Origin of the sequence: Streptococcus oralis (assembly GCF_004127215.1) — a bacterium.
In the GTDB taxonomy this organism is placed as follows: domain Bacteria; phylum Bacillota; class Bacilli; order Lactobacillales; family Streptococcaceae; genus Streptococcus; species Streptococcus oralis_BD.
This window is the reverse complement of the sequence record NZ_QEWJ01000005.1, coordinates 84064-108628: the sequence shown is the minus strand read 5'-3', so window position 1 is coordinate 108628 and position 24565 is coordinate 84064. Positions and strand designations below refer to the sequence as shown.

Below are 24565 nucleotides of genomic sequence, written 5' to 3'. Positions count from 1 at the left end.
TCCAAAAAGAAAAGAAAGAGAAGAAGATGACTTTACAAGAAGAAATTAAGAAACGCCGTACCTTTGCCATCATCTCCCACCCGGACGCGGGGAAAACAACCATCACTGAGCAGTTGCTCTACTTTGGGGGCGAGATTCGTGAGGCTGGTACTGTAAAAGGGAAGAAAACAGGGACTTTTGCCAAGTCTGACTGGATGGATATCGAGAAACAACGTGGGATTTCGGTTACTTCATCTGTTATGCAGTTTGACTATGATGGCAAGCGCGTGAATATCCTCGATACACCAGGGCATGAGGACTTCTCAGAAGATACTTATCGGACCTTGATGGCGGTGGATGCTGCGGTTATGGTCGTGGACTCTGCCAAGGGTATCGAGGCCCAAACCAAGAAATTGTTTGAGGTTGTCAAGCACCGTGGCATTCCAGTCTTTACCTTTATGAACAAGCTGGACCGTGACGGTCGTGAGCCACTGGACCTCTTGCAAGAATTGGAAGAAGTCTTGGGCATAGCTAGCTATCCAATGAACTGGCCAATCGGGATGGGGAAAGCCTTTGAAGGGCTCTATGACCTCTATAACCAACGCTTGGAACTCTATAAAGGAGATGAGCGTTTTGCCAGTCTAGAAGATGGTGATAAACTCTTTGCTAGCAATCCATTCTACGAGCAAGTCAAAGATGATATTGAACTTCTAAATGAAGCTGGAAATGAGTTTTCAGAGGAAGCTATTTTAGCTGGCGAGCTAACTCCTGTCTTCTTTGGTTCAGCCTTGACAAACTTTGGTGTGCAGACCTTCCTCGAAACTTTCCTCAAGTTTGCTCCAGAACCACACGGGCACAAAAAAACAGATGGCGAAATTGTCGATCCTTATGACAAGGATTTCTCAGGATTTGTCTTTAAAATTCAAGCCAACATGGACCCGCGCCACCGTGACCGTATTGCCTTTGTTCGTATCGTTTCGGGTGAATTCGAGCGTGGGATGAGTGTTAACCTGACTCGTACTGGAAAGAGTGCCAAACTATCTAATGTGACTCAGTTTATGGCGGAAAGTCGTGAAAATGTAACCAATGCTGTGGCAGGTGATATTATCGGAGTTTACGATACAGGTACTTATCAAGTTGGTGATACCTTGACAGTTGGAAAAAACAAGTTTGAGTTTGAACCTCTGCCAACCTTTACTCCTGAAATTTTCATGAAAGTTTCTGCCAAGAATGTCATGAAGCAAAAATCTTTCCACAAGGGGATTGAACAACTAGTGCAAGAAGGAGCCATTCAGCTTTATAAGAACTACCAAACAGGCGAGTACATGCTGGGCGCTGTCGGCCAACTCCAGTTTGAAGTCTTCAAGCACCGGATGGAAGGTGAGTATAACGCTGAAGTTGTCATGACTCCAATGGGCAAAAAGACCGTTCGTTGGATCAAGCCAGAGGACCTAGACGAACGCATGTCTTCAAGTCGAAACATCTTGGCCAAAGATCGTTTCGACCAACCTGTTTTCCTCTTTGAAAACGAATTTGCCCTGCGCTGGTTTGCGGACAAGTATCCAGATGTGAAGTTAGAAGAGAAGATGTAACTCAGTACCAACAATTGGAACTAAAGTTCCTAATTGTTGGACGCTAGTCGCTATTTGGCGAACTAGCTAACTGCCTTACTAACTACGTTTGGCAAATATAATCGATTTGCCAAACTCCGTGTCGTAGTGTAAAATCGGCTTACTTAAACGGCTTCACTAGGAAAAGTCCACGAATGATTTCGATTCGTGGATTTTTTCATTGTAACGGCAAGGAAGCTAACTAGCTAACTGCCTTACTAACTACGTTTGGTAAATGAAATCGATTTGCCAAACTCCGTGTTGTAGTATAATAATCGTTCTAGCAAGAAAATCCTACGGATCTAAGCCATTCGTGGGATTTTTTGTTGTAACGAAGATAAATTAGTGAAAACAATTTAATTCAATAGGCTCTGCGGTCACTTCTTCTGGGATGATTTCGTTGTTCTATTGTCCCAAAATGATATTTCTCCTCAGTTTGGAGTTGGAATTTCCTATCTTCTAGAAAATGTCGTTTAGGTTATGTTGTCAGAGGGAAAGCTACTTGCTTCTTAATTTTTCTATTTGTCTCAATCATAAATATTGAATTGTGGGTATGTTTAGGATATAATAAGGAGATAAAATTTTTTAGAAAGAAGAATTTCTTTTTTAGGTTAGGAGAGTGGACATGTTTTTTAGACGTCAACGAGGTGAATATAGAGAGACCGACCGCGTTACAAGGTATAAATTAATCAAGTCAGGGAAACATTGGTTGCGGGCCTCAACTTCCCTATTTGGTCTGTTTAAAGTTATGCGTGGGGGTGTTGATGCTACGCAGGTAAAAACAGAATTAGTAGAAGATCAGGCAAGTCAAAAATTGACTGCCTTAGATTTGTTGAAAGGTGTAGCAGCAACTGGAACCATTTTGGGAGGTTTTGCGGCCACTCAGACAAGAGTCTACGCTAATGATACTGTTGCAGTTGAAAAGACGGTGGAATCAAAGGATATCTTGGCTACAAGAAATACAGTGGTTCTAGGTGAGACATCAATGAGTGACTCAGAAACTTCTGCTAGCTTGTCAACTTCTGTAAGTGAAAGCACTTCGCTGTCAGAATCTGTGTCTAATAGTTCGTCAGCCAGTGCCTCGGTTAGCACTTCTACTAGTCTTTCGGCCAGCATTTCTAATAGTACGTCATTCAGCGAGTCTGTCAGTGCTTCTGCTAGTGCCAGTCAATCAACAAGTGGATCGAATGTTTCTGTAGTGTCAAGTCTGTCTGTTGAACAGAGCACATCGACAACAGCAATTGACCAGCAACCTTCTACTTCAAAAGAAGCAAAGAACCTTGAAATTGACTCAGCTGAATTAAAAACAACTGAAATTACTGGTAAGAATGGTGTCAGTGCAGTTCAATCAACTTCTGTAACAACTAGCTTGGTTGCGGCTGCAGCCGCTGCAATAGCATCATCAGAAGTTACAGCTAAACAGCAAGATGAAAACCGTAAGAAGTTGACCAATCTTTCAGCTGAAATAGGTGAGTATCTAGCAAAAGCAGTTGGTTTGCCAAATACGGATTCAGCTCTTGTTAAGGCCAATGCGACGTTAGCAGAAATTGAAAAGGCCTTAGCTGATCCAACTAGCGATTTAACAACAGTAGTGCAAAAAGCTACTTTAGCACGTAATTCGATTATTAATGCTGTTTTGGCGACTAATTCTGGTGTACGCGATGTACGAAATGGGACAGTGATTACTAGAGGGGCACACCTACGTGCAGCTTCTAATCCACCTACAATCTCTATGCCATCTAATATCACAATTTATAATGATGAATCAGTTAATTACCAGATAAGGCTGAATGATGATAAAGGGATGGATAAAATCACGGCTTCCCCATCCAATGCTATTATTACAGGCTTAAATGCACCGGACTATCCAGCTACTAAGAAAAGGGGATATGGGGATCTATATACCTATGATAGATGGGGAAATCAAACAGGTGCTCAAAGAACATACACTATTAACGTAATAGGGACAGTGGGTCGTGAAAACGGAACTTGGAAACCCTATAAACCTGGTACCTATGTTCTGGAGTACACAGTAAGAGATATTCATGGCCTGACTGCGACAGCACGTACGAATGTCCATATCAAGGGCTTCAACGAACGCCACAACCCAGTTAGTGGGGATACTGTTATTGTTAAGAATCCCTCTTCTTTGACTCTAAGTGAACGCAATCAGGTACTTGAAAAATTTAAAGAAAAAAACCAGTCGCTTTTATCTGGTAGTGATTTTACGAAAGATGGCGTAACCGGAACGATTTCGGTAGCTGAAAATGGGAATATTACCATTACCTACCGTGATAATACTACAGCTGTTATCCCAGCTAATGTGGATGCTGTTCCAGTTCCAAGTGCGACGGTGACTCGTAACGGTCAAACTCTAACACCTGTAAACGGCAACTATGTTGTGTACGCAGGAGATGATATTCAAATTAATTTCACTGCTACAGATAATAGCGGGCAATTATCAGAATTTAAGATCGTTTCAAATGAAGATGCAAATGGTTCAGCCCTTAAAAATAATTTCTTTGAAGATAATAAATATGGGACGGGAACAGTAGATCATTTAACGGGGAATATCACAGCAACTACTGCTAGTCCAGCTCGCATTACAGTAAGAGCTCATTTGAATGATAATCTAGAGTACGATAAAAATGGTAGAAATAGTTGGCAACGTAATGCAGTAGCAACGGATAAGGCTGGGAATAAAAATAGTGCAGGAAATGCTTCGCCAGGTAATGTCCGTATTGTGCAAGGTAGACTGACAGATATTATGGAGGGGGTAGCACCGACTGAAACCTTCCAAGTAGAGAATGTTTCTGAATTAAAACCTCAAGAAAAAACTCGTATATTGGCGGCTGTTGAGAAACTAAACAATAAGCAGGAAAAACGTATTGATTCCTTTACTATTAGTAACAATGGAACAGTTACCATTATCTATAAAGATAAGACTACGGATACGTTCACTGTAAAACTTTCTGATAGTGAGTATAAGAGTAGCAGTGCTTCAACTAGTCTAAGTCAAAGACAGTCAACAAGCGCAAGTACGTCGGCAAGTGTGTCTGCCTCAACGAGTGCCTCAGTAAGTGCTTCAACAAGCGCGTCCAAGTCAGCCTCAACCAGTGCTTCAGTTTCTGCAAGTACGTCAGCGAGCGCGTCTGCTTCAACGAGCGCTTCAGTTTCAGCCAGCACATCAGCGAGCGTATCTGCTTCAACGAGTGCTTCAGTAAGCGCAAGTACATCGGCAAGTGCATCCGCCTCAACAAGCGCTTCAGTTTCAGCTAGCACGTCAGCGAGCGTATCTGCTTCAACAAGCGCTTCAGTAAGTGCCAGCACGTCAGCGAGCGTATCCGCTTCAACGAGCGCTTCAGTTTCTGCAAGCACATCAGCGAGTGCATCTGCTTCAACGAGTGCTTCAGTAAGTGCCAGCACGTCAGCGAGCGTATCCGCTTCAACGAGTGCCTCAGTTTCAGCAAGTACGTCAGCAAGTGCCTCTGCTTCAACAAGCGCTTCAGTAAGTGCCAGCACGTCAGCGAGCGTATCCGCTTCAACTAGTGCCTCAGTTTCAGCAAGTACGTCAGCGAGCGTATCTGCCTCAACAAGTGCCTCAGTAAGTGCTAGCACGTCAGCGAGTGCGTCTGCTTCAACGAGTGCCTCAGTAAGTGCTAGCACGTCAGCGAGCGTATCTGCTTCAACGAGTGCATCAGCATCAGCAAGTACATCAGCGAGCGTATCTGCTTCAACGAGTGCATCAGTTTCTGCAAGTACATCAGCGAGTGCGTCTGCTTCAACAAGTGCCTCAGTATCAGCAAGCACATCAGCGAGCGTATCTGCTTCAACGAGTGCATCAGCATCAGCAAGCACTTCAGCGAGCGCATCTGCCTCAACAAGTGCCTCAGTAAGTGCTAGCACGTCAGCGAGTGCGTCTGCTTCAACGAGTGCCTCAGTAAGTGCTAGCACGTCAGCGAGCGTCTCCGCTTCGACCAGCGCTTCAGTAAGCGCAAGTACATCGGCGAGCGTATCTGCTTCAACGAGTGCCTCAGCATCAGCAAGTACTTCAGCAAGCGCATCTGCCTCAACAAGTGCCTCAGTAAGTGCTAGCACGTCAGCGAGTGCGTCTGCCTCAACGAGTGCTTCAGTAAGCGCCAGCACATCAGCGAGCGCGTCTGCTTCAACAAGTGCATCAGTATCAGCAAGTACATCAGCGAGCGTATCTGCTTCAACAAGTGCCTCAGCATCAGCAAGCACTTCAGCAAGCGCGTCTGCTTCAACAAGTGCCTCAGTAAGTGCAAGCACGTCAGCGAGTGCGTCTGCTTCAACGAGTGCATCAGCATCAGCAAGTACATCAGCGAGCGTATCTGCTTCAACGAGTGCCTCAGCATCAGCAAGCACATCAGCGAGCGCATCTGCCTCAACAAGTGCCTCAGTAAGTGCAAGCACGTCAGCGAGTGCGTCTGCTTCAACGAGTGCATCAGCATCAGCAAGTACATCAGCGAGCGCATCTGCCTCAACAAGTGCCTCAGCATCAGCAAGCACTTCAGCAAGCGCGTCGGCTTCAACAAGTGCCTCAGTAAGTGCAAGTACATCAGCGAGCGCATCTGCCTCAGTAAGTGCAAGCACGTCAGCGAGTGCGTCTGCTTCAACGAGTGCCTCAGTAAGTGCTAGCACATCAGCGAGTGCATCTGCTTCAACGAGTGCCTCAGTATGTGCAAGTACATCAGCGAGCGCTTCTGCTTCAACGAGTGCCTCAGTAAGTGCAAGCACGTCAGCGAGTGCGTCTGCTTCAACGAGTGCCTCAGTAAGTGCAAGCACATCAGCGAGTGCGTCCGCTTCAACGAGTGCTTCAGTATCAGCAAGTACATCAGCGAGCGCCTCTGCTTCAACGAGTGCCTCAGTAAGTGCAAGCACATCAGCGAGTGCGTCTGCTTCAACGAGTGCCTCAGTAAGTGCAAGTACATCAGCGAGCGCGTCGGCTTCAACGAGTGCCTCAGTAAGTGCAAGCACATCAGCGAGCGCGTCTGCTTCAACGAGTGCCTCAGTAAGTGCAAGCACATCAGCGAGTGCGTCCGCTTCAACCAGTGCCTCAGTATCAGCAAGTACATCAGCGAGCGTATCTGCTTCAACGAGTGCATCAGCATCAGCAAGTACATCGGCAAGTGCTTCAGCTTCAACGAGTGCTTCAGTAAGTGCAAGCACATCAGCAAGCGCATCTGCTTCAACGAGTGCCTCAGTATCAGCAAGTACATCAGCAAGCGTATCTGCCTCAACGAGTGCCTCAGCATCAGCAAGTACATCAGCAAGCGTATCTGCTTCGACAAGTGCCTCAGTAAGTGCAAGCACATCAGCGAGTGCGTCCGCTTCAACGAGTGCCTCAGTTTCTGCAAGCACATCAGCAAGCGCGTCGGCTTCAACAAGTGCCTCAGTATCAGCAAGTACATCAGCGAGCGCATCTGCCTCAACCAGTGCCTCAGTAAGTGCTAGCACGTCAGCGAGTGCGTCTGCTTCAACGAGTGCCTCAGTAAGTGCAAGTACATCAGCGAGCGCATCTGCCTCAACAAGTGCCTCAGTATCAGCAAGTACATCAGCGAGCGCATCTGCCTCAACCAGTGCCTCAGTAAGTGCTAGCACGTCAGCGAGTGCGTCTGCTTCAACGAGTGCTTCAGTTTCAGCTAGCACGTCAGCGAGTGCGTCTGCTTCAACGAGTGCCTCAGTAAGTGCTAGCACGTCAGCGAGCGTCTCCGCTTCGACCAGCGCTTCAGTAAGCGCAAGTACATCGGCGAGCGTATCTGCTTCAACGAGTGCCTCAGCATCAGCAAGCACATCAGCGAGCGCGTCGGCTTCAACAAGTGCCTCAGTATCAGCAAGTACATCAGCGAGTGCGTCTGCCTCAACGAGTGCTTCAGTAAGCGCCAGCACATCAGCGAGCGCGTCTGCTTCAACGAGTGCTTCAGTATCAGCAAGTACATCAGCGAGCGCGTCTGCTTCGACAAGTGCCTCAGCATCAGCAAGTACCTCAGCAAGCGCGTCGGCTTCAACAAGTGCCTCAGTAAGTGCAAGCACGTCAGCGAGTGCGTCTGCTTCAACGAGTGCATCAGCATCAGCAAGTACATCAGCGAGCGTATCTGCTTCAACGAGTGCCTCAGCATCAGCAAGCACATCAGCGAGCGCATCTGCCTCAACAAGTGCCTCAGTAAGTGCAAGCACATCAGCGAGTGCGTCTGCTTCAACGAGTGCATCAGCATCAGCAAGTACATCAGCGAGCGCATCTGCTTCAACAAGTGCCTCAGCATCAGCAAGCACTTCAGCAAGCGCGTCGGCTTCAACAAGTGCCTCAGTAAGTGCAAGTACATCAGCGAGCGCATCTGCCTCAGTAAGTGCAAGCACGTCAGCGAGCGCGTCTGCTTCAACTAGTGCCTCAGTAAGTGCTAGCACGTCAGCGAGTGCGTCTGCTTCAACGAGTGCCTCAGTAAGTGCAAGTACATCAGCGAGCGCGTCTGCTTCAACAAGTGCCTCAGTAAGTGCTAGCACGTCAGCGAGTGCGTCTGCTTCAACGAGTGCCTCAGTAAGTGCAAGCACATCAGCGAGTGCGTCCGCTTCAACGAGTGCCTCAGCATCAGCAAGTACATCGGCGAGTGCCTCGGCTTCAACGAGTGCCTCAGTAAGTGCTAGCACGTCAGCGAGTGCGTCTGCTTCAACGAGTGCCTCAGTAAGTGCAAGTACATCAGCGAGCGCGTCGGCTTCAACGAGTGCCTCAGTAAGTGCAAGCACATCAGCGAGCGCGTCTGCTTCAACGAGTGCCTCAGTAAGTGCAAGCACATCAGCGAGTGCGTCCGCTTCAACCAGTGCCTCAGTATCAGCAAGTACATCAGCGAGCGTATCTGCTTCAACGAGTGCATCAGCATCAGCAAGTACATCAGCGAGCGTATCTGCTTCAACGAGTGCATCAGCATCAGCAAGTACATCAGCGAGCGTATCTGCTTCAACGAGTGCATCAGTTTCTGCAAGTACATCAGCGAGTGCGTCTGCTTCGACAAGTGCCTCAGTATCAGCAAGCACATCAGCGAGCGTATCTGCTTCAACGAGTGCATCAGCATCAGCAAGCACTTCAGCGAGCGCATCTGCCTCAACAAGTGCCTCAGTAAGTGCTAGCACGTCAGCGAGTGCGTCTGCTTCAACGAGTGCCTCAGTAAGTGCTAGCACGTCAGCGAGCGTATCTGCTTCAACGAGTGCCTCAGCATCAGCAAGTACATCAGCGAGTGCGTCAGCTTCAACGAGTGCCTCAGTTTCTGCAAGCACATCAGCGAGCGTCTCCGCTTCAACGAGTGCTTCAGTTTCTGCAAGTACATCGGCAAGTGCTTCAGCTTCAACAAGTGCTTCAGCAAGCGCAAGTACGTCAGCGAGCGTATCTGCTTCAACGAGTGCTTCAGTAAGTGCAAGCACATCAGCTAGCGTCTCTGCCTCAACAAGTGCCTCAGTAAGTGCAAGTACATCTGCAAGTGCGTCTGCTTCAACGAGCGCGTCAGTAAGTGCTAGCACGTCAGCGAGCGCATCGGCTTCAACGAGCGCTTCAGCATCAGCAAGTACATCAGCGAGCGCATCCGCTTCAACAAGTGCCTCAGTTTCTGCAAGTACAAGCGCATCTGAATCCGCTTCAACAAGTGCATCAGAGTCATCAGGTAAGACTAGACAGCAATTGCCGAATACAGGTACAGAAGCTTCCAAATCATCCGTGCTTTTAGGAGCTTTAGCAGCAGTTACAGGTATTGGATTGGTTGCGAAACGCCGTAAACGTGATGAAGAAGAGTAAGATGACCTATAAATTTAGGCTAAACTAACTCGTGCACGTAAATCATAGAAACCCCTTGAAAAATTAGAATTTTCAAGGGGTTTTTACTATTATATAGCTGAAATTTTGACTAAAAAATTGTATAATAAATATAAGGAGAAAATCGCTAGTGGATGATAAAATAACGGTCATTGTACCGGTTTACAATGTGGAAAGCTATCTAAGAAAATGCCTAGATAGTATTATTGCTCAAACATATAAAAATATTGAGATTGTTGTCGTTAATGATGGTTCTACGGATGCTTCAGGTGAGATTTGTAAAGAATTTTCAGAAATGGATCACCGAATTATCTATATAGAACAAGAAAATGCTGGTATTTCTGCCGCACGAAACACCGGTCTGAATAATATGTCCGGAAATTACGTAACTTTTGTTGACTCGGATGATTGGATTGAGTCAGATTATGTAGAAACCCTATACAAAAAAATAACAGAGTATCAGGCTGATATTGCAGTTGGGAATTACTATTCTTTCAACGAAAGTGAAGGAATGTTCTACTTTCATATATCAGGAGACTCCTATTACGAGAGGGTATATGATAATGTTTCCATATTTGAGAACTTATATGAATCCCAAGAAATGAAGAGTTTTGCTTTGATATCTGCTTGGGGTAAACTCTATAAGGCAGGATTATTCGAGCGGTTGCGCTTCGACATAGGTAAATTAGGAGAGGATGGTTACCTCAATCAAAAGATTTATCTGTTGGCAGAAAAGATTGTTTATATCCATAATGGAATCTATTCTTATCGCATCAGAAATAATAGTTTATCCAGATCTTGGACAGAAAAGTGGATGCATGCCTTGGTTGATGCTATGTCTGAACGTATCACTTTATTAGCTAGTCTAGGATATCCTTTAGAAAAACATTTAGCTATTTATCGTCAGATGTTAGAAGGGAGTCTTTCTAATGGGAAGGTCAGTGGCTTAGAAGAAACTCCCACCTATAAAGAGTTTGAGGCAAAAAAATATCTACTAGACAAGCTTGAAAAAACTAAGAAAATACAAAAGAAAGCCATTGTCCTAGCAGCAAACTATTCCTATGTAGACCAAGTAATGACTACTATCAAGTCTATCTGTTACCACAATCGCTCGATTCGTTTTTATCTGATTAATAGCGATTTTCCTAATGAATGGATTAAGCAATTAAATAAGCGCATAGAGAAGTTTGATTCAGAAATTATCAATTGTAGGGTGACATCCGAGCAGATTTCAAGGTATAAGACAGATATTAGTTACACTGTTTTTTTACGCTATTTTATAGCTGATTTCGTGCAAGAAGACAAGGCCCTCTACTTGGACTGTGATTTAGTTGTAACGAGAAATCTTGATGAATTGTTTGCAACAGACTTACAAGATTATCCTTTGGCTGCTGTTAGAGATTTTGGAGGTAGAGCCTATTTCGGTCGGGAAATCTTTAACGCAGGTGTTCTCTTAATTAATAATGATTTGTGGAAGCAAGAAAGTATGACTCAAAGGTTGATTGATTTGACCAATGAATGGCATGATAAGGTTGATCAGGCGGATCAGAGTATCTTAAATATGCTTTTTGAACATAAATGGTTGGAATTGGATTTTGATTATAATCATATTGTCATTCATAAGCAGTTCACTGATTATCAGTTGCCTGTAGGTCAGGATTATCCTACTATTATTCATTATCTTTCCCATAGGAAACCGTGGAAAGATTTGGCGGCACAAACCTATCGAGATGTTTGGTGGTACTACCATGGGTTTGAATGGACAGAATTGGGACAAAATCATCATTTACATCCATTACAAAAATCTCACCTTTATCCGATAAAGGAACCGTTCACTTGTCTCACCTATACAGCCTCAGACCATATTGAACAAATTGAAACATTGGTTCAATCCTTACCAGAGATTCAATTTAAAATTGCAGCACGAGTATTGGTCAGTGACTCCTTGGCGCAAATGGTTCGGTATCCGAATGTCATCCTCTATTCAGGAATCAACTATTTAGTTGATTTGGATAGAGAGCTAAAAGAGGACTGTCAAGTTCTTTTGGATATCAATCACGGGGAAAAGACGGAGGAATTTTTAGAATATTTTACAGAAAATGGAAAACCAGTCTTGGCTTTTGAAAATACTAAAACGATAGACATGGGACAGATAACGTATCAGACGGATCAAGTCGGAGATATGATTGAAAAACTGAAAGAGTTTGCGAAAGGATGGTTCTAAAGATGATTGGCGATGCTTTAATTTTAACTGTTAGTGACCAGATTGAACAATTGCCGTATCTTTTGGATCAGCTCCCACAAGTTTGCTTTCATATCGCAGCGCCCGTTGTATTTTCAGATAGAATGTTAGAATTACAATCAAAGGGAAATGTACGCTTACATACAGTAACTGATGAAGCTAGTATTTCTTTTTTGATGAGAGTTTGTGATGTGTTACTGGATATCAACCATTATGAAGAAGTAGATCAGGTGGTGGCACGGTTTTCTCAGTCGGGCAAGAAGGTCCTTGCTTTTGATAATACTATGCATGGTCAACAAGGACAAGAATGCTATTCTTCCTCTACTCCTCAAGCAATGGTTGAAGCGATTTTAGATTGTTTGAATCAGCCTCATATTACCGTAAATGACTTGGACCGTATTTATCAGGAAGGCGCATGGAATTCCTTTGAGATAGGCTCTTCAGCTAGTCTATGTGTCGCTCAGAGGGTTACTTGCCGTAATTTTGAGAGTTTTCAACTACCTGCTGGAAAGCTTATTCTTTATGAAGGAGTTTTTTTGAATAATTACTGTAGTATAAACTGTATTGACCGCATCGAAATCGGATCAGGAACCATGATTGGAGAAGGTGTCCGTTTTTATGACCATGATCATACTTATACAGCAGAGAGGATTGAAAAGTGGGAGTGGAAGATGGCTCCCATAATGGTGGGGAAGGATTGCTGGATTGGTAGCAATGTAACCATTTTGAAAGGTGTTCGAATTGGTGATAACACTGTAATTGGAGCCGGTTGTCTGATACGCCAAGACATTCCTGCAAACAGCATTGTCTACAATAACGGAGATATCCTGATCAAGCCAAGAAAATAGTTAAAGACTAGAAAGGTCAATATGAAACTACATCTAACGAATCTATATGGGATGGCAGGAGACAGTACAGTCATTTTAGCCCAGAATGCAGTCCAAAATATTGCCTCAACTTTAGGTTTTCGTGAATTAGGAGTTTATTTTTATCCTATCACAGCAGATAGCAAGTCTGAAATGAACAAACGCATAGATGGCATTATGTCGAGTGTTTCTATCGGGGATATTGTTGTTTTTCAGTCACCTACGTGGAATGGTGTTGAGTTTGATCGCTTATTTATTGATAAACTCAAAGACATGCAAGTTAAGTTGGTTCTTTTTATTCATGATGTTGTTCCCCTAATGTTTGATAGTAATTATTACCTTATGAAGGATTATCTTTATTTGTATCAGCAGGCAGATGTATTGATAGTGCCTTCGGAAAAAATGAAGAAACGATTGCTTGAGGAAGGGCTAGAAAATCCCAAAATACTGATTCAAGGGATGTGGGACCACCCTCATTCTTTAGCCCTCTATAAGCCAATCTTCAAAAGAGAAATTTTCTTTGCAGGTAGTTTGGAACGCTTTCCAGGATTGCTAAATTGGTCTCATCCAATCCCCTTGAGAGTCTTTTCAAATCAACCAATCGGAAAAAATCAAGCACCAACTTTTATAATAGAGGGCTGGAAGCGAGATGAGGAACTCCTTTTAGAACTTTCAAAGGGAGGATTTGGTTTGGTATGGGGGACTACTGAAAATCCAGGAGAAAATAGAGACTATTATGGAATGAATCTTTCTCATAAAGTTAGTACTTATTTAGCTGCTGGAATTCCTGTTATTGTTCCCAAAAATCTTTCAACGATGCAGTTTATTGTTGAACAGGGATTAGGCTTTGCGGTTGATACTCTAGAAGAAGCGAGTCAGCTTGTCTCATCTATAACTGAGGAAGAGTACCGTGATATGACAGCGCGTATCGAAATGTTTAGTTATCTATTAAAAGAGGGATATTTTACGAAAAAAATCTTGGTTGAGGCTATTTTTCAACTGGGAGTAAGGTAGGAAAAACAGATGAAGAAAACAATCGTAATGGCAGGAGACTGTCACTATCTATCTCAATTAGAGACGACATTAAAATCAATTTTCTATCATAATAAAAATATAAATGTCTATGTTCTAAATCAAGATATCATGCCAGACTGGTTTCGAAAACCAAGAAAAATAGCGCGTCTTTTAGGGGGCGATGTGATTGATGTAAAGTTACCTCAGGGCAATATTTTCCAAAATTGGGGGACTCAAAATCATATTAGTCAGATAGCCTATGCTCGTTATTTTATCCCTAGCCTCATTAGAGAAGACAAGGTGTTATACTTGGATAGTGACTTAATTGTCAATGCTCCTTTGGATGACTTGTGGGAAATAAATCTAGGAGATCAGTTATTGGCAGCTGTCATGGATACAGATGGTGTCACCTTTAATACGGGTGTTATGCTGATCAATAATGCCAAGTGGAGAGAGGAAAATCTAGAGGACAAACTGGTTCAGCAAAGTCAGTTTATGCAAAAAGAGATAGAAGAGGGACGCTTTTTAGATTTTAATGGAGATCAAACGATTATTAACCAGGTGTGTAAAGAAAAATGGCTAGAGTTGGATCGTTCCTTTAATCTTCAAGTGGGACATGATATTGTTGCCTTCTATAACAACTGGAAGGGGCATTTAGAAGAAGTTCAGTCTCCGGTGATTATCCATTATACGACCTATCGAAAACCATGGACAACTTTAATTGCAAATAGATATAGAGAGTTGTGGTGGCAGGTACATGACATGGAATGGACTCAAATGTTTCAACACCACTGGGGAGAATTTCAACTAAACTCATCCAAGAGAGAGACTTTCAGTTGTTTGATTGTGACAAATTCACAAGAATTAGAAGCCATTCACCAATTAGTTGTCAGTCTTCCAGAAATCACTTTTAATATTGCTGCTTGGACGGACATGGGAGAAAAATTACTAACTTTATCCGTTCATGAAAACGTCCGCCTATATCCTCAAGTAGTTCCGCCTGTTTTACATCAATTAGAAGAAAAAGCTAATCTATATTTAGATATCAATCATGGGCAAGAGGTTCAGTCAGTTTTAGAAAAAATGCAAAAAAATGATGTGCCTATTCTTTCTTTTTTGTCAACTAAACATGGAGAATACGGTCAAAGAGTAGTGGATTCTCTAGCTGGGATGATAGAATCGATTCAAGATTATCAGCAAAATGGTAGATTTACGAAAAATCTAGAACCTCAATTTCACGCTTTGACCTTTACAGCCTCTCAAGAACTGGAAGGTCTAGGAAATTTGGCAACCGAGTGCCCTGAAATCGCTTTTCACATTGCTGCTTGGACGGATATGGGCTCAAAACTATATGCATTATCTCAGAAACATGAGAATATTTATCTGTATCCTGCCATCTCTAGAGATGAGTTTGAGAGACTTAAAAACCAGATGGATGTCTACCTCGATATTAACTTGGAGAATTCGACAAGTGATATTGTGGCAGAAATTGCAAGTCTTTCCAAACCAATGTTAGCTTTTTATAAATCTCAAAACGGCTGTCATGGTCAACGATTATATTCTAGCGAACATCCAGAACAGATGCTGGCAGACCTTCGATTGATGCTGGCAGGAAATGCTTTAAAAGAACAGAGTAAGTTTCCCGAAGTTAAAGGGATTGATGCAACCCTTGACTATGTTATTAAAAATAATGCTTCTTTGATCCGTTTTGGGGATGGGGAAATCAATCTCCTTGCAGGGCATTCAATCCCTTATCAAGATTATGATGAAGAATTAGTAAGTACAATGAGAGAGATTATTTCTCTTCCCTCTAGCGAAGACACCGTAATATGTCTGCCAGATATCTTCCAGAATCGCTTTATTTTTACTTGGTGGGCTATTGATTTTTGGAAAATTCATTTGGATCACTATGCGGATTTTTATCAATCTTTGTCTAGTGATTCCTGGTATGGATCGACCTTTGTTTCACGCCCGTATATTGATTTTGAAGATAAAACGCAAGCAAACGAGCAATTTGCTAAGCTGAAGTCTATATGGAAGGGACGTGATCTTCTCTTGATAGAAGGTGCAACTTCACGTTCGGGTGTAGGGAATGATCTCTTTGCTGATGCTAAGTCGATTCAGCGAATCATTTGCCCGTCACATAGTGCTTATTCACGTGTTGATGAAATCGAAAAGGAAATTTATAAACACGCAAATGGACGCTTGATTCTCTGTATGCTGGGTCCTACTGCTAAAGTACTGGCCTATCGCCTAACGAAAAACGGCTATCAGGTACTTGATATTGGTCATATAGATTCTGAGTATGAGTGGATGAAGATGGGAGCAAAAACCAAAATCAAATTTAACCATAAGCATACTGCGGAGTATAATTTTGATCAAGATATTGAATTTATCAAAGATGAAACCTATACAAGCCAAATCGTGGCTGATTTATCAAAATAATGTTACATAAAGGAGAGAGAATGAAAGAACATTCTGTTATTTTCGCAGGAGATTATGCCTACATTCGCCAGATTGAAACGGCGCTCAAGTCTCTCTGCTACCATAACAGCCATGTCAAGGTCTATATCTTTAACCAAGATATTCCTAAAGAGTGGTTCAGTGCCCTCAGACCTAAATTACAGCAAATGGGTGGCGATCTGGTGGATGTCAAGATGCTTGGTCCCCAGTTTCAGATGAATTGGAGCAACAAATTGCCCCATATCAATCACATGACCTTTGCCCGTTATTTTATCCCTGATTTTGTCGAAGAGGACAAGGTTCTTTACTTGGACAGTGATCTGGTAGTGACGGCTGATTTGACACCTCTCTTTGAAATGGACTTGGGAGACAACTATCTGGCTGCAGCAGCATCTTGTTTTGGAGCTGGGATTGGCTTTAATGCAGGTGTTCTCTTGATCAATAACAAGAAATGGCGAGCAGAAGCTGTAAGACAAAAGCTAGTTGAGCTGACTGATCGAGAACACCAGCATGTGAGTGAGGGAGACCAGTCCATTCTCAATATGCTCTTTCAAGACAGCTACATTCCTTTAGACCATTGCTATAATTTCCAGATAGGCTTTGACAGTGGGGCTGCCTTACATGGACATGAATTTATCTTCGATATTCCTCTGGAGCCTCTGCCGGCAATCTTGCATTATCTATCTCCAGACAAGCCTTGGAACACTTATTCGGTTGGGCGTTTGCGTGAGATTTGGTGGCACTATCATCTGATGGAGTGGTCTACCATCACTGAGAAATGGCGTCAGGCTGGCCTTGCCTATCCAGTCGCAGTTTACCAGCCAGTGATGACTTGTGTCACCCTAACTAATTCTTGGTGTCTAGAGAAAATCGATTATCTCGTTCAAGCCCTGCCTAAGGTGCATTTCTACATTGCAGCCTATACGATGATGGCACCTGAACTCATGCTCTTATCGCGTTTTGAAAATGTTACCCTCTATCCCAACACCTTTCCCCTCTTGGTTGAGAGACTGATTCAGCAGGCAGATGTCTACCTCGATATTAACCATGATAAAAAACTAAGTGTCGTTTATGACTATGTTTCACGCTTTGATAAACCACTCTTGACTTTTGAGAATACCAAAGCTCAAGAACTGGCTGAGAGTGCCTATGCAGGTATTTTCTCAGCAGAAAGACCGGAAGAAATGGTAGTAGCTCTGAAGGCTTATCTGGAGGAGAAATCTCAGCAAGACTGAGATAAGGATTTAAAAGGGCTAAGAGAGAAGTGCTGGATTGGTTCCGTATAACATGATGATAGAAAGATAAAAAAGAACAAGGAGGAGTTAGTGAGAAAGTTAATTTCATCAATTGCAGTAAAAAAAGGGATAGGTACCCTGTTTTTGCTCTTTATTTATGTGCTCGGAAGTCGTATCGCTCTTCCCTTTGTTGACCTCAATAGTCGAAATTTTCTCGGAGGAAGTGCAGCCTATCTGGACTTTTCAGTAGCCCTGACTGGTGGAAATCTTCGCACACTCTCTCTCTTTTCCATCGGGCTTTCACCTTGGATGTCAGCTATGATCTTGTGGCAGGCCTTTTCCTTTTCAAAGAAACTGGGTCTAAACTCTGTTCCTTCAGAGGTTCAGGATAGAAGAAAAATGTACTTGACGCTAGGAATTGCCTTGATTCAGGCCTTGGCCTTGACTACAAACCTTCCTGTCCAAGCTCCCTACAATCCTTTCTTGGTCTTTCTCCTCAATACCAGTCTCTTGGTTGCGGGGACCTTCTTCTTAGTTTGGTTGTCGGACATTAATGCGACTATCGGAGTTGGAGGCCCTGTCGTTATTCTCCTTGCGAGTATGGTGGCTTCTCTCCCACAGGATATTATCCAGTCGATCCAAGTTTATAAAGTCTCCCCTTGGATACTTTTCCTTTTGCTGGTGCTTGGGCTGATTTTTACCTACCTAGTCGTTTTGTTTTATCGGGCAAGATACCGTGTCCCTATTAACAAAATTGGCCTCCATTCTCGCTTTAAACGCTATTCGTATTTGGAGATCATGCTCAATCCTGCGGGAGGCATGCCTTATATGTATGTTATGAGTCTCATGGGTTTACCTTCTTATCTCTTGATTTTACTTCAATATCTGGATAAGGGCAATCCTCTCTACTCTGCTATACTGGAGCAGTATGCTATGGGAAAACCCTTATGGATCTATGCCTATATCCTTATCCTCTTTGTCTTTAGCATTGCCTTTGCCTTTGTCAATGTGAGTGGTCAACAGATTGCAGATCGGATGAAGCAATCGGGAGATTACATTTACGGAGTCTATCCTGGTGAGGATACCAGTCGCTTTATCAATCGCTTGGTTCTACGATTTGCTCTGATAGGTGGCGTTTTTAATGTTACCTTGGCAGGGCTTCCAATGTTGTTTGTCTTGCAGGATGAGGGTTTGTTAAAAGTTAGTATGATTCCCGGGCTCTTTTTAATTTTGAGTGGTATGCTCTTTACGATTCACGACGAATTGCAGGCGCTCAGACTAAATGAAAGGTATCAGCCACTATTTTAGGAGGTTTTGATGTATTATTTTATCCCAGCTTGGTATGGCAAGGAGCGTCCCTGGCATGCCGATTTGACACCTTGGTATTTTTCTCATTTTAAGCTAGAATTTGATGATACCTTCAATCAGATTCGTCTGATGCAGCGCCAAGGAATTCCTGCTCAGGTCCTCCTCCTGTCCTATCAGCCTCATCTGCGCTATTTTCTCCATCGTCAAGGTATTTTAGAAGCACAGGTCGATTCCCTTTTTGATGAATTGCAGGATTTTCACGAGATTCGACCGCAGGTCTTGCAGGTCAGAGATATTGAGTGGGAAGAGGACTGCGAGTTTGTTTACAGTCCCTTTACCATTTTAGTTTTGAGGAATGGCAAGCCCTATGCTCAGGTGGAGCATGGGATTGAAGGCTTCATCAGTACGATTCAGTATTTCAAGGAAAATGGGTTTTTGTCTGCCAACTACCTGATGGATGATCGGGGGCTGGTCTCCAGTGTGATTTACTACGAAGATGGTCAGGCTATCTACCAAGACTACCTCAATCCCAAGGGACTGTGGCAGTTTAGAGAGCACTTGCACGATGGGGGGCGTATCGAGGTCAATCCTATCTTTGCTTTTCGCTTCCAAAAAGAGACTTACAGAGATATGGGAGAATTGATTGCTGAGTTTTTTGAGAAGAGATTGGCTCAACTCCCAGAGGAAGAAGCAGTCTATTTTCTGCCTGCTTGTGATCACCACAATGCTTTCCTTGTAGATCGATTGCCTCGCCAAACTACTAAGGTTCTCAGTCTTTTTATCGGACGAAATCCTCAAGAGCAACTACCTCAGTTGGCGGATTTGTTGCCTAAGGTGGACCTAGTTCTGGTTGATAGGGAGGACACCTTGCGCTTGGCTCAATCTGACTTTCCAGAACAAGCAGAGAAGTTCCATCATTTATCGCCTTTTGATACCCGCTTGGAGTTGGGAAAGAGCCAGACTCGAAAAGAGTCGCTCCTCTACTATCAACTTGACTTTGAGCAGGGGATAGATGACCAAGCTCTCTATCAGGTCTTGCATTTCCTTTCTGAAAATAAGGATACAGAGCTGGTCTTTGGAGCCTTTGCTACCGATCAAGAAGAAATGAAGCATTTGGAAACACGAGTTGCAGAGATGGTCGCAGAGCGGTTTAAAAATCAGGAACTGGAGAAGGAAGTAGATTACCAAGGAGCTGAAAATCCGCTTGAGGATAATCGCCATCAGGCCATGCGCTATTCGTTTGTCAATATGAAGGATGAGTCGGAGTTAATCAAGCAGTTGGAATTTGTTCGTTTGATTGTCGATCTGAACAGTCAGCCTCTCCTTTATACCCAGATAGCGGGAATCAGTGCTGGCATCCCTCAAATCAACAGGGTCAAAACAGAGTATGTCAGCCATAAGAAGAATGGTTATCTGTTGGAAAATATTGCGGACTTTGCGCAAGCTGCTCATTACTATCTCGACAGCCTGCAAGTATGGAACGACTCCCTGATTCATTCGATTGAAAAGATAAAGGAACACACTGGGGAGCAATTCCTGATCAAGCTAGAAAAGTGGTTGGAGGAGGTGACTTATGGAAAAGAAATATAATATTTTGCAAATCGGTCCAGAGGATTGGCGAGATACACTTGCCCTACCAGCCCAACTAGACTGGTATCATGTTCTTCCAAATACACCGTCTGCTATCCAGAAAATCATGGATGAGAATGACCTAGAGCACTTTCATGCTGTCATTCTTACGGATGGAGCTTATCTAGGAGATTTACTGCCTTTTTCATCTAGCTTGGAACCCTATACGGTTTTCTATCCAGAACAGTTTGTAAGTCAAGATAAAAACATTCAGGACCTCATAAAACAGCACTGCATGCAAGCGATGGACCTGTCAGACCGACAGGGCTTTGTTCGAGACCTTTCCACCTCCCTCTTTGAAGGTGGTTATGGGGACAAGCTGAGTCCGGCTGCGATACGGATTCATCCGAGTTTTCAAGGATCTGCCTCTTATCAAGGATTTGAGTATCTGGAGCTGGAAGGTGATTTTGGCAAGAACTATACCCAGCTAACCTCTTGGGCCTATAATCAGTTTGCCCAAGCCCACTCTCCAATCGAACTCTGGCTCGAATATGAAAAGACTGAGACGGTAGACTTGCGCCTGCGTTTGCGAAAATTCCCAGCAGGATCTATCTCAGAGATTAGCCAGGAAATCCTCCTAGAGGAAGCAGACTTTGCCCAAGCAGTCATTGTAGAACAAGACTATGACGCTTATCTGAGTATTTCTCTTGAAGCGCGTGGTCAGGGAAAAGTCAACATCGGCAATCTCCACCAACGCTGGAGCCGGAAACAGTTTGGAAAATTTGTTCTCGGAGGCAATATCCTGCATGACAAAAAACGTGAGGAAATTAACTATTTCTTTCACCCGGGGGATTTCAAACCTCCTCTAGCAGTCTATTTTTCAGGTTACCGTCCCGCGGAAGGCTTTGAGGGTTACTGGATGATGAAGAATCTCCAATGCCCTTTTCTCCTCTTTTCGGACCCCCGATTAGAAGGAGGAGCCTTTTACCTAGGAACTGAGGAATTGGAAGATAAGATTCAAGCAACCATCCAGTACTATTTAGACTATCTAGGTTTAGATAGAAGTGACTTGATCTTATCTGGACTATCCATGGGAACCTTCCCAGCGCTCTATTATGGATCCTACTTTGAACCCAAAGGAATCGTAGTAGGAAAACCTCTGACAAATCTAGGGACCATCGCAAAGAGGGGCCGACTAGAAGCGCCAGGAGTTTTCCCGACCAGCTTTGATGTCTTGCACCTTCAGACAGGAGGAGTGAGCCTAAAAGACATGAAGGAATTGGATCAGCGCTTTTGGACCCGATTTAAAAAAGCTGATTTTTCCCAGACGACCTTTGGTCTTTCTTACATGAAAGACGAGGATATGGATAGTGGTGCCTATGACCAGCTAGTGGAGACACTTTGTCAGACAGGAGCCAAGATCTTGTCCAAAGGAACCGCAGGTCGACACAATGATGACACAGGTACAAACGTTGCCTGGTTTATTCATTTTTACAAGATGATACTAGAAGAATACGGAAGAGGTGAGACATGATTATCATCAAGAGAGAAGATATTAGGTGGGGCGAGATGGGAGCCACTTATCTTTATGGTAGCCAGATTGTCTATCATAAAGATGGCCGTGTCACACTAAAAAACCCTTTACTAGCTTCAGGAGAAACCCTTAAAACCTGGTTTTCCAGTGTCAACTATCAGGCCACCAGAAGTCAGCCGAGTCTTCCTCTTCTCAAGAAAAATCACACCTACCGCCTATCTATGAAGATGCGAGTTCAACCAGCTAATGGCCTTTACATCAAACTGACCTTCTTAAACCGTTATGAGGAAATCGTCGAGGAGAAGATTGAAAGGCAATTTTCCTTTACTTTTACCTACCCTGAGACGGCCTATACGTATCGACTTTCCTTGATTAGTGCAGGATTTGAGGCTCTTGATTTTGCTTCGTTTTATATTGAGGAGGATGCTGGTGTTTAATCATTTTTATCAGGAAAGACAGCTGAGAAGGGTCAAGAAACTGTTAAGCCAAATCAATGACCTCAAAGAAGAGATGGCTGCTCTCAGTGATGGGGAAATGGCTGCCAAGACAGAGGAATTTCGCCAGCGTCTTGCCCAAGGAGAATCCTTGGATGAGCTGTTGGTAGAAGCCTATGCCCTTGTACGTGAGGCAGACAAACGTGTCTTAGGTCTCTTTCCTTATGATGTGCAGGTCATGGGTGCCATTGTGATCCACCAAGGAAATGTGGCTGAGATGAATACGGGTGAAGGCAAGACCCTGACTGCAACCATGCCCCTCTACCTCAATGCTCTAACGGGTAAAGGCAGTATGCTGATCACGACCAATGACTATCTAGCTAAACGAGATGCAGAAGAAATGGGACCGGTCTACCAATTTTTAGGTCTAACTGTCGGTCTGCCCTTTTCAGAGGATCCAAAAGAGGACTTGACTGCCGCAGAGAAAAGAAAAATCTACACCTCAGATATCGTCTACACGACTAATAGTGTACTGGGATTTGACTATCTCAATGACAATCTTGCTTCTACTAGTGAGGGGAAGTTCCTGCCTCCCTTTAACTATGTCATTATCGATGAGATCGATGACATTCTACTCGATAGTGCTCAAACCCCCTTGATCATCGCAGGGTCTCCCCGCGTCCAGTCTAACTATTATGGGATGATTGATACCCTAGTGACGACCTTGGTTCAGGGAGAAGACTACATCTACAAGGAAGAAAAAGACCAAGTTTGGTTGACCCGAAAGGGAGCTCATACGGTTGAAGGATTCCTAGGGATCGACCATCTCTACAAGGAAGAGTATGCAACTTATGTTCGGCATCTAGTCTATGCTCTCAGAGCCCACACGCTCTTTACCAAGGACAAGGACTATCTGATTCGAGGTCAGGAGATGATCTTGTTAGACAAGGGAACAGGGCGCTTGATGGAAATGACCAAACTTCAAGGTGGTCTCCATCAAGCCATCGAAGCTAAGGAACATGTGAAACTCTCTCCTGAAACCAGAGCCATGGCTTCTATCACCTATCAGAGTCTCTTTAAGATGTTTCGCAAAATCTCAGGCATGACAGGGACGGGAAAGGTGGCAGAAAAAGAATTTTTCGAAACCTACAACATGTCTGTCATTCGCATCCCGACCAATCGCCCGATAAGGCGGATTGACCATCCTGACAATCTCTATGTAACCCTTCCTGAGAAAGTGTATGCTTCTCTTGAAGCAATCAAGACCTATCACTCCAAAGGCAATCCACTCCTGGTCTTTGTAGGGTCTGTTGAAATGTCCCAGCTATACTCATCCTTGCTCTTGCGAGAAGGGATTTCCCACAATGTCCTCAATGCCAATCATGCAGCGCGTGAAGCCCAAATCATCGCAGAGTCTGGTCAGATGGGGGCAGTGACTGTTGCAACTTCTATGGCAGGTCGAGGCACAGATATCAAACTCGGTCCAGGCGTCGCAGAGTTGGGTGGTTTGATAGTGATTGGTACCGAGCGAATGGAGAGCCAACGGATTGACCTGCAAATCAGAGGGCGATCTGGCCGTCAGGGCGATCCAGGTATGTCTCAATTTTTCGTGTCGCTTGAAGATGATGTGATCAAAAAGTTTGGGCCGTCTTGGGTTCATGACCTGTATCAAGACTATCAAGTAGAGGACATCAGGAAACCCAACCTACTCAAGGCTAGTAAGTACCGCAATCTCGTCAGAAAAGCCCAAGAGGCTAGTGATAGTGCCAGTCGCTCTGCACGCAGACAAACTTTAGAGTATGCGGAAAGCGTCAATATTCAGCGCCAAATGGTCTATAAAGAAAGAGATCGCTTGCTAGATGGGAGCCGTGATCTAGAACATATCCTTGAGGACATACTGGCAGACTATATCAAACAAATCTCAGAAAAAACCTATAGCAGTCCCCAAGAGCTCTTTCACTTCATCGTGACCAATATTAGCTTTGGGATGAGAGAATTACCAGCTAATTTGAACCTGTCCGATGCGAATCAGATTCGGGGTTTACTAGAGGAAATAATAGCCAAAGAAATCACAGCTAAAAAGAAAGTCCTCCAACCTCACCAACTCTATGACTCTTTTCTGAGAATATCCATGCTCAAGGCGATTGATGACAATTGGGTTGAGCAAGTCGACTATCTGCACCAACTCAGTCTAGCGATTGGGAGCCAGTCGGCTTCTCAAAAGAACCCTATCGTGGAGTACTATCAGGAGGCCTATGCTGGATTTGAAACCATGAAGCAACAAATCCGTACAGATATGGTCCGAAATCTCCTCATGGGGATTGTGGAAGTAACGCCCAAAGGGAAGATTCTTACTCATTTTCCATAAAAAGAGAATCAGATGACAATTTACAATGTAAATCTAGGGCAGGATCGACGGAGTCACATAGGCAGTCCCAGAAGTAGACTAGTCTAATAAAATATGCCAACAGCTATGTGAGTTTCTAGTTTTA

At 43.9% G+C, this 24565-nt stretch carries 13 protein-coding genes and 4 pseudogenes; 15 read left to right on the top strand and 2 right to left on the bottom strand.

The window, feature by feature from the left end:
• Window positions 1–26 precede the first annotated feature (26 nt).
• Both DF216_RS05365 and DF216_RS11175 read left to right on the top strand, forming a co-directional pair.
• Window positions 27–1571 carry a peptide chain release factor 3 gene (locus DF216_RS05365; RefSeq protein ID WP_129326197.1) on the top strand — a complete coding sequence of 515 codons (1545 nt, stop codon included), beginning with the start codon at window positions 27–29 and terminating at the stop codon, window positions 1569–1571.
• Window positions 1572–2214: 643 nt separating this feature from the next.
• Window positions 2215–2400: pseudogene (locus DF216_RS11175) on the top strand (accessory Sec-dependent serine-rich glycoprotein adhesin); the annotation flags it as partial.
• Window positions 2401–2483: 83 nt separating this feature from the next.
• Here DF216_RS11175 and DF216_RS11170 read toward each other — a convergent pair.
• Window positions 2484–2705 (bottom strand): hypothetical protein, encoded by a 222-nt coding sequence (locus tag DF216_RS11170; protein WP_440862131.1) that lies wholly within the window; start codon window positions 2703–2705, stop codon window positions 2484–2486.
• Window positions 2706–2933: 228 nt separating this feature from the next.
• A complete protein-coding gene (locus DF216_RS11165) occupies window positions 2934–3119 on the bottom strand; it encodes a hypothetical protein (RefSeq protein WP_440862130.1) in 186 nt (61 codons plus the stop codon).
• Window positions 3120–3321: 202 nt separating this feature from the next.
• Here DF216_RS11165 and DF216_RS11160 point away from each other — a divergent pair.
• The 13 genes and pseudogenes from DF216_RS11160 to secA2 all read left to right on the top strand — a co-directional run.
• Window positions 3322–3900: pseudogene (locus DF216_RS11160) on the top strand (hypothetical protein); the annotation flags it as partial.
• Window positions 3901–4389: 489 nt separating this feature from the next.
• Window positions 4390–5691, top strand: a pseudogene (locus tag DF216_RS11155) (accessory Sec-dependent LPXTG-anchored adhesin); the annotation flags it as partial.
• Between the two features lie 2463 nt (window positions 5692–8154).
• Window positions 8155–9390 (top strand): annotated as a pseudogene (locus DF216_RS11150) (LPXTG cell wall anchor domain-containing protein); the annotation flags it as partial.
• Between the two features lie 148 nt (window positions 9391–9538).
• Window positions 9539–11632 (top strand): glycosyltransferase, encoded by a 2094-nt coding sequence (locus DF216_RS05355; protein WP_129326196.1) that lies wholly within the window; start codon window positions 9539–9541, stop codon window positions 11630–11632.
• A gap of 2 nt (window positions 11633–11634) precedes the next feature.
• The gene (locus tag DF216_RS05350; protein ID WP_240659319.1) at window positions 11635–12498 is read left to right on the top strand and encodes an acyltransferase; all 864 of its coding nucleotides are present in this window, start codon (window positions 11635–11637) and stop codon (window positions 12496–12498) included.
• Window positions 12499–12519: 21 nt separating this feature from the next.
• Window positions 12520–13530, top strand: a complete 1011-nt coding sequence (locus tag DF216_RS05345; RefSeq protein WP_125827601.1) for a sugar transferase — start codon at window positions 12520–12522, stop codon at window positions 13528–13530.
• Between the two features lie 9 nt (window positions 13531–13539).
• Complete coding sequence (locus DF216_RS05340; RefSeq protein WP_125827600.1) at window positions 13540–15975, top strand: SP_1767 family glycosyltransferase; 2436 nt, start codon at window positions 13540–13542, stop codon at window positions 15973–15975.
• A gap of 20 nt (window positions 15976–15995) precedes the next feature.
• Window positions 15996–17228, top strand: coding sequence for a glycosyltransferase (locus DF216_RS05335; protein ID WP_125827599.1), 1233 nt, complete (start codon window positions 15996–15998; stop codon window positions 17226–17228).
• Window positions 17229–17318: 90 nt separating this feature from the next.
• Window positions 17319–18536, top strand: a complete 1218-nt coding sequence (gene secY2, locus DF216_RS05330; RefSeq protein WP_129326195.1) for an accessory Sec system protein translocase subunit SecY2 — start codon at window positions 17319–17321, stop codon at window positions 18534–18536.
• Window positions 18537–18545: 9 nt separating this feature from the next.
• The gene (gene asp1 / locus DF216_RS05325) at window positions 18546–20126 is read left to right on the top strand and encodes an accessory Sec system protein Asp1 (protein WP_129326194.1); all 1581 of its coding nucleotides are present in this window, start codon (window positions 18546–18548) and stop codon (window positions 20124–20126) included.
• The gene (gene asp2, locus DF216_RS05320; RefSeq protein ID WP_129326193.1) at window positions 20110–21639 is read left to right on the top strand and encodes an accessory Sec system protein Asp2; all 1530 of its coding nucleotides are present in this window, start codon (window positions 20110–20112) and stop codon (window positions 21637–21639) included. Before asp1 ends, asp2 begins: the two co-directional genes overlap by 17 nt.
• Window positions 21636–22076, top strand: coding sequence for an accessory Sec system protein Asp3 (asp3, locus tag DF216_RS05315; RefSeq protein WP_129326192.1), 441 nt, complete (start codon window positions 21636–21638; stop codon window positions 22074–22076). The genes asp2 and asp3 overlap by 4 nt, the downstream gene beginning before the upstream one ends.
• Window positions 22063–24441: an accessory Sec system translocase SecA2 gene (gene secA2, locus DF216_RS05310; protein ID WP_129326191.1), complete on the top strand. Its 2379-nt coding sequence runs from the start codon at window positions 22063–22065 to the stop codon at window positions 24439–24441. Before asp3 ends, secA2 begins: the two co-directional genes overlap by 14 nt.
• Window positions 24442–24565 lie beyond the last annotated feature (124 nt).